The organism is Neisseria sicca VK64 (genome assembly GCF_000260655.1).
Taxonomy (GTDB): Bacteria; Pseudomonadota; Gammaproteobacteria; order Burkholderiales; family Neisseriaceae; genus Neisseria; species Neisseria sicca_B.
Genome location: NZ_AJMT01000193.1, coordinates 1 through 6,824, shown reverse-complemented (window position 1 = coordinate 6,824; position 6,824 = coordinate 1). Strand labels below are relative to the sequence as shown.

Genomic DNA, 6,824 nt, shown 5'->3' with positions numbered 1-6,824 from the left:
CGCAGATTAGAATGTGTGCTGACTTCTGATACGGAATATGGTCAAAGGGCTCCGGAATATCAGTTCAAAACCCTATCCTCCCACCCAATAGATGAAAATGGATTGTCTTGCCTTCAAATTACCCTGCCTTTGTCCTTTTTATCGACCACTGCCCAACAGCAGGAATTCGAAGATTGGGTGGAATATGTTTGCAAACAGTTTGATATTTTCCACGGCTATGCCGGACTGACCATCGCTCTCCCCGATTCCTACTATAAATACCAATTTTATGAATACGCCGTTACCAAACGTTATTGGGGAGTAACACCTGATTCAGATTCACCCATAACCCTCCTTTGGTACGAAGGTATAAAATCTATCAGCTGGTACACACTTGTCGGTAAGGCGTTTCAGAATAAACTGAACAGCACGGAAATCCAAAACGTTTTGAACCATTATCGTGATATTACACTGAAGACTTATAACGGCACCATGGTATTCAAAGCAGGAAAATTCCCCGATTTGGGAGATAAAACCAAACCGTTGCCCGTTAATTACCTGATAGTGAACAACCTGATGCGGCCGATACTGACGCAAAAGCTGAACGACTCACTACATACTGCTTTCGGCAACGGCAAAAACCGCTACTCAGCTTCCCAAGGCTATTACTGGCTGCATCGTTGGGATAATGCCAATTTTGAAAACGGGATTTTTGATCCCGAAGGGACGAAGCAGGAACTGATGCCTGTTTACCGAGAACGTCCTTTGGAAGCACCTTATGCCGGGTTGTGGATACCCGACGATCTTGAGAATGCGATAGAACGACATTTTGAAGAAGGAGAAGTTTTTCCTGATAGGGGAGAGTATTACCAGCACCTTCTAAACGGCACAACGGAAATTTGGAAAGGTTATTGTGTTTGGCGTTTGGTCAAGCGGGACGACGGAGGCAGTGTACTGGTGGCTTCAGAGTTTTAATGATCCGATACTGCCGCGCCACCGTTTCAGACGACCCACGGACTCTGCCCAAACACAACAATTACTTTTAGAAAGGACACATACAATGTTTGATTTAACGTGCAGCTACTTAGACGATGACGATATAGATCACGAAGCCGAAAAGCAGTGGATTTTTAAAACTTTACACAGGTTTGAAAAAGAAGAGGAAATTAAATCTTTATTGAACGATTTTTCAAAATTTTCATCGTTGTATGACGAAGCCGTTGCAGCAGGATTGAAAAAAAGTGCAGTCAACGACTACATCATTATTTCCGCCTCAGCACCAGACGAGGTAACCGGCACGCTTAAAGAATATCTGGGGAAAACCATTTATGACGCCTGGGGCAGAACCGTGTCAAAAAGCCAAATGCTGCGGGATTTCGTCAGTGAATATAAATGGGCGCATTTAGATATGGAAACATTCGACGCTATGAATCAGGAGAATTTTCTTAATAATATTGAACTCTAGCAGTATCCGATAGGCGGACAGGAAATTGCAGCGAATCCCAAATGCGTCAAAAGAATGAATATAGGAAACTAAATGAAAAAAATCGATTTCATAATGCATTTCACCGTTATACAGCATTCCTTCGATCGTGTATTCAAGGATATGTTAGCTTTTCAAAAAGAACATCTCCAAGAGCTATTTGTATGTAACGATACAGTTACGGTAAAACTGTTGACAGAACGTAGAAATATCAAAAACGGCATGGTCAACTTTAAAGACAAAAGCTATCCGGTGATCAAGACCAGTAAAAACTACAATCACAACTATAAAGACAAATACGTCGAGTTTCCTCTGCCTCTCGCTGATCTTGCGCTGATGAAGGATTTTGCACTGACTTCGGAAGAAGTACAGCATGAGCCCGAAATGTTCGACCTGGACTGGCTGAATGTGCCCTATAAGGAATGGCATAAATATGAGGGGGAACATCGTGCAATAGAAAAACGACACGGTTTGTTTAAATTGCGTCCTAGTTTAAATATTGATGGGGATGTTAATTTGGGTCATTACTTTTTGATGAACGAATCCGATATCAGTAAAGCCTTGATAAAAGAATGGATATTCTTTTATTTGGACAAATATCAGGCACATTGTCATTTTCATGGATTGAATCGCTTTTACCCCCCGCCTGTCTGGCCATTTTCCCTTTACAAAAAACGTCTGGCTTTAGAATGGTTTACCTTTCTACCTGCCGAAATCCTACCAGAGGAAGTACCCAGTGCAAACGAGGTTATCTATCTTCCGAATAGAGGCAGTATCATTATTAGCACCGAGCAGCCCTACGACTTTGAGAATCCTGAAATGCGTAAGGTAACTGCCGCCATCGAACAGGAGCTGCACCATTTAGGATTGTTGCCTCTTGTGGATCATTTTGGCATTCCTCAAATTAGCGATTTACCCTTTATCAGTCGTGAACAGCGCCTGAAAAACATAAATCAGGGAAGCGGGATATAGGCAAAGAAAATGCGGGAGCCTTCTGCCCGCATTTTTTGTTTTCAGGCTGCTAACTACTAGATGCGGTATTACACGGTTTACCGCAGCATAGAATGGTAACCACACCGAATATGGAGAATATGGGACGCTACTCCTCTTTTTCTTGGATAAATACAGAGAAAGAAAGATTTTGAGATTTAAACCTGATATAGTGGATTAACTTTAAATCAGGACAAGGCGACGAAGCCGCAGACAGTACAGATAGTACGGCAAGGCGAGGCAACGCCGTACTGGTTTAAAGTTAATCCACTATATCTGAATTTGCGCAGAAGGCACGGATTTGGGCTTAAGATTTTTTATGCCATTCATTGCAATCAGTTTTTCAAAAAAGCCGAAATTCTTTAATGGCTGCATGAAAACAGCCAATACCCAGTCCCATCCATTCCCAAAGACAAAAAAATAAACCCTTACTGTTCTCCAGTAAGGGTTTATTGAAAATCTGGCACGCCCACGGGGATTCGAACCCCGGTTGCCGCCGTGAAAGGGCAGTGTCCTAGGCCTCTAGACGATGGGCGCGTAACCGAGTTGCGAACTATACATAAGCGTTAAAACGCTGTCAACGGGTTGAGCGTTTTTTATGGTCAAATCAGTTTCAGACGACCCTTCTGCGCCTTATCTTTGTATCCGCTTTGCCTGTATAATGCCGCTTTTAATGAAAAGGAAAACAAACCATGTGGTTCAAGCAGATCAGTTTTTATCCGCTCAACAAAGAAAAGCTGCCCGAAGCGGACGTACTTGCCGACAAACTTGCGGAGGCTGAATTCACCCGCTGCCAAGGTTTGGACTGGTCCAGCGAGGGCTTTGCCGCACCGGTTTCGTTCTCTCCCGAACTCGTTTTCCCTGCCGATTTTACTTTGCGCGTCGCCCTGAAAAAAGAAGAAAAAGTCCTGCCTGCCGGCGTCATCCGCGATATTTTGGAAGAGAAGGTGGCGGAAATCCAAAACAATGAAGCCCGCAATGTCGGCCGCAAGGAAAAACAAGAGCTTAAAGAACAAATCACAGACGACCTGCTGCCCCGCGCGTTTACCCGCAGCAGCCGTACTGAAGCGGTGTTCAACACCCGCCACGGCTATCTGCTCGTCAATAACGCGGCTTCCGCCAAAGCGGAAAACATCCTGACCAAGCTGCGCGAAGCCTTGGGCGGTTTGGAAGCCTCGCTGCCGAATACCAAGCAATCGCCCTCTTCCCTGATGACCAGTTGGTTGTTGCAAGGGCATTGCGAAGGCGGTTTTGAATTGGACAGCGATTGCGAACTCAAAGGCGTGGGCGATGTTGTTCCCGTCGTCAAAGTGTCCAAACAAGATTTGACCGCCGATGAAGTGGTCCAACACGTCAAAAACGGCAAAACCGTGACCCAGCTCGGCTTGGTGTGGCGCGAACAAATCGCCTTCATCCTCACGCAAGACTTCACGCTCAAGCGCATCCAATACCTCGACGTATTGCAGGAAGAAGCCGAAAGCAACGGCGACGATGCCGCCAGCCTTGCCTTCGCCTCGCAAATCCTGATGGCGGAATCCGTCAGCACCATGTTGGAAGAGCTGGTTTCCTATTTGGGCGGCTGGCAAGACTAATTTTTCAGACGACCTTTACACGATAAAAGGTCGTCTGAAACCTACCTCCGATGGACAACCTTTATGTTTAAACACCTCGCATTCCTGCCGCTTGCCATTATGTTTGCCCTCCCCGCCTCTGCCGCCGTCCTGACTTCCTATCAGGAACCGGGCTGCACCTACGACGGCGATGTCGGCAAAGACGGCAAACCCGCCGGCAAAGGCACATGGCGCTGCCAAGACGGACGCAGCTACACCGGCGCGTTTAAAAACGGCAAATTCGACGGACAAGGCGTTTACACCGTCTCCGCCAACCGCGAAACCTTCATCGAACCGTTCAATTCCAACAGCACCAAGTTCCGCAACATGATACTGTCGGGCACGTTCAAAAAAGGCCTGGCACACGGCAAATTCACCGCATCGCAAAACGGCGAAACCGTCTTCATCATGAAATGCGAAAACGGCATGATTAAAGAAGTGAAACTGCCCAAAACCAAATAACCCCGTCCCGCATTTTCAGACGACCTCTCCGCAGACGTCGTCTGAAAACCGCAAGAAACAAGGAAAACATTATGAGCATCAAGTCCGACAAATGGATACGCCGCATGAGCGAAGAGTTCGGCATGATCGACCCCTTCGAGCCGAACCAAATCAAAGAAGCCAACGGACAGCGCATCATCTCCTACGGCACGTCCAGCTACGGCTACGACATCCGCTGCGCCAACGAATTTAAAATTTTCACCAACATCAACAGCACCATTGTCGATCCCAAAAACTTCGACCCGAAAAACTTCGTCACCGTCGAAGACGACTGCTGCATCATCCCGCCAAACTCCTTCGCACTGGCGCGTACGGTCGAATACTTCCGCATCCCGCGCAACGTCCTGACTGTCTGCTTGGGCAAATCCACCTACGCCCGCTGCGGCATCATCGTCAACGTCACCCCGTTCGAGCCGGAATGGGAAGGCTACGTTACCCTCGAATTTTCCAACACCACCCCCCTGCCCGCCAAAATCTACGCCGGCGAAGGCGTGGCGCAAGTCCTCTTCTTCGAGAGCGACGAAATCTGCGAAACTTCCTACAAAGACCGCAACGGCAAATACATGGGACAAACCGGCGTCACCCTGCCGAAAACCTGATGATGGCAAGCCGCCGCCCGTGTTTTACAGACATTGCGGACATTAGGAAAAACACATCTGACGGCATCGGGTTTACCGTATCCGAATCCGTCCGAGGTCGTCTGAAAACTTAAAGCCGGCGTTTCAGACGACCCTTTTCATATCTGCCGCAAAGCCCGTCCCCAAACGCTTCCATTGTGAAAATATCCTTAATTTGGTTTACAATGATGCCATTTCCAAATCTTATCGAGAGAACAAAATGTTAGACATCCAACAGCTCCGCAGCCACACCGCAGCCGTCGCCGAACGTTTGGCGCAGCGCGGTTATGAGTTTGATACCGCACGTTTCAATGCCTTGGAAGAGCAGCGCAAAGCCGTCCAAGTGAAAACCGAAGAACTGCAAGCCTCGCGCAACAGCATTTCCAAACAAATCGGCGCATTGAAAGGACAGGGCAAACACGAAGAGGCGCAGGCAGCCATGGATCAAGTCGCCCAAATCAAAACCGATTTGGAGCAGGCCGCCGCCGATTTGGATGCCGTTCAGAAAGAATTGGACGCATGGTTGTTGAGCATTCCCAACCTGCCGCACGAAAGCGTGCCTGTCGGCAAAGACGAAACCGAAAACGTCGAAGTCCGCAAAGTCGGCACCCCGCGCGAATTTGACTTTGAAATCAAAGACCATGTCGATTTGGGCGAACCCTTGGGCTTGGATTTCGAAGGCGGCGCGAAACTGTCCGGCGCGCGCTTTACCGTCATGAAAGGTCAAATCGCCCGCCTGCACCGCGCGCTGGCGCAATTCATGCTCGATACGCACACGCTGAAACACGGTTACACTGAGCATTACACGCCCTACATCGTAGACGACACCACCCTGCAAGGCACGGGCCAACTGCCTAAATTTGCAGAAGATTTGTTCCATGTTACCCGCGGCGGCGACGAGAGCAAAAAAACGCAATACCTGATTCCGACCGCCGAAGTGACGCTGACCAATACCGTTGCCGACAGTATCGTGGCAGGCAGCGATTTGCCGCTGAAGCTGACCGCCCATTCCCCATGTTTCCGCTCCGAAGCAGGCGCATACGGTAAAGACGTACGCGGTCTGATTCGCCAACACCAATTTGACAAAGTGGAAATGGTGCAAATCGTTCATCCCGAAAAATCATACGAAGCGCTGGAAGAAATGGTCAGCCATGCCGAAAACATCCTGAAGGCTTTGGAACTGCCCTACCGCGTGATTACCTTGTGTACCGGCGATATGGGCTTCGGCGCAACCAAAACCTATGACTTGGAAGTCTGGGTTCCCGCGCAAAATACTTACCGCGAAATCTCAAGCTGCTCCAACTGCGAAGATTTCCAAGCCCGCCGCATGAAGGCGCGTTTCAAAGACGAAAACGGCAAAAACCGCTTGGTACACACCTTAAACGGCTCCGGCTTGGCAGTCGGCCGTACTTTGGTCGCGGTTTTGGAAAACCATCAAAACGCCGACGGCAGCATCAATATTCCTGCCGCTTTGCAGCCTTACATGGGCGGCGTGACCAAACTGGAAGCCCGATAAGCCGTGTAGCTGATTCCATCGCCAACACATCAAAAGGTCGTCTGAAACCCTTAAACAAGGTTTCAGACGACCTTTTCGTTATCGGCTGCCGCTGCCAAAATCAAAACGGCAATATCGAGCCTAAGCGT

The 6,824-nt window shown here is 48.5% G+C and carries 7 protein-coding genes and 1 tRNA gene; 7 read left to right on the top strand and 1 reads right to left on the bottom strand.

What is annotated here, in order from left to right; genetic code table 11:
* The 3 genes from HMPREF1051_RS11365 to HMPREF1051_RS11355 all read left to right on the top strand — a co-directional run.
* Positions 1-954, top strand: a 954-nt coding sequence (locus HMPREF1051_RS11365) for a type VI immunity family protein (protein ID WP_036493150.1), incomplete at its 5' end; no start/stop codon positions are given.
* Between the two features lie 85 nt (positions 955-1,039).
* A complete protein-coding gene (locus HMPREF1051_RS11360; protein WP_003768843.1) occupies positions 1,040-1,444 on the top strand; it encodes a hypothetical protein in 405 nt (134 codons plus the stop codon).
* A gap of 72 nt (positions 1,445-1,516) precedes the next feature.
* Entirely contained in the window at positions 1,517-2,434 is a 918-nt protein-coding gene (locus HMPREF1051_RS11355) for an Imm52 family immunity protein (protein WP_003768858.1), read from the top strand.
* 479 nt (positions 2,435-2,913) lie between these two features.
* On the opposite strand, the gene HMPREF1051_RS11350 is transcribed toward HMPREF1051_RS11355, so the two are convergent.
* A tRNA-Glu gene (locus HMPREF1051_RS11350) sits at positions 2,914-2,989 on the bottom strand.
* A 155-nt stretch (positions 2,990-3,144) separates the two neighbouring features.
* Here HMPREF1051_RS11350 and HMPREF1051_RS11345 point away from each other — a divergent pair.
* From HMPREF1051_RS11345 to serS, 4 genes are all read left to right on the top strand, one after another.
* Entirely contained in the window at positions 3,145-4,044 is a 900-nt protein-coding gene (locus HMPREF1051_RS11345; RefSeq protein ID WP_003768861.1) for a recombination-associated protein RdgC, read from the top strand.
* A gap of 63 nt (positions 4,045-4,107) precedes the next feature.
* On the top strand, positions 4,108-4,524 hold the full coding sequence (locus HMPREF1051_RS11340) for an MORN repeat-containing protein (protein WP_003768849.1): 417 nt from the start codon (positions 4,108-4,110) through the stop codon (positions 4,522-4,524).
* Positions 4,525-4,595: 71 nt separating this feature from the next.
* Positions 4,596-5,162, top strand: a complete 567-nt coding sequence (dcd, locus tag HMPREF1051_RS11335; RefSeq protein WP_003741335.1) for a dCTP deaminase — start codon at positions 4,596-4,598, stop codon at positions 5,160-5,162.
* Between the two features lie 238 nt (positions 5,163-5,400).
* Positions 5,401-6,696, top strand: coding sequence for a serine--tRNA ligase (gene serS / locus HMPREF1051_RS11330; protein WP_036493145.1), 1,296 nt, complete (start codon positions 5,401-5,403; stop codon positions 6,694-6,696).
* The last annotated feature ends 128 nt before the right edge of the window (positions 6,697-6,824 follow it).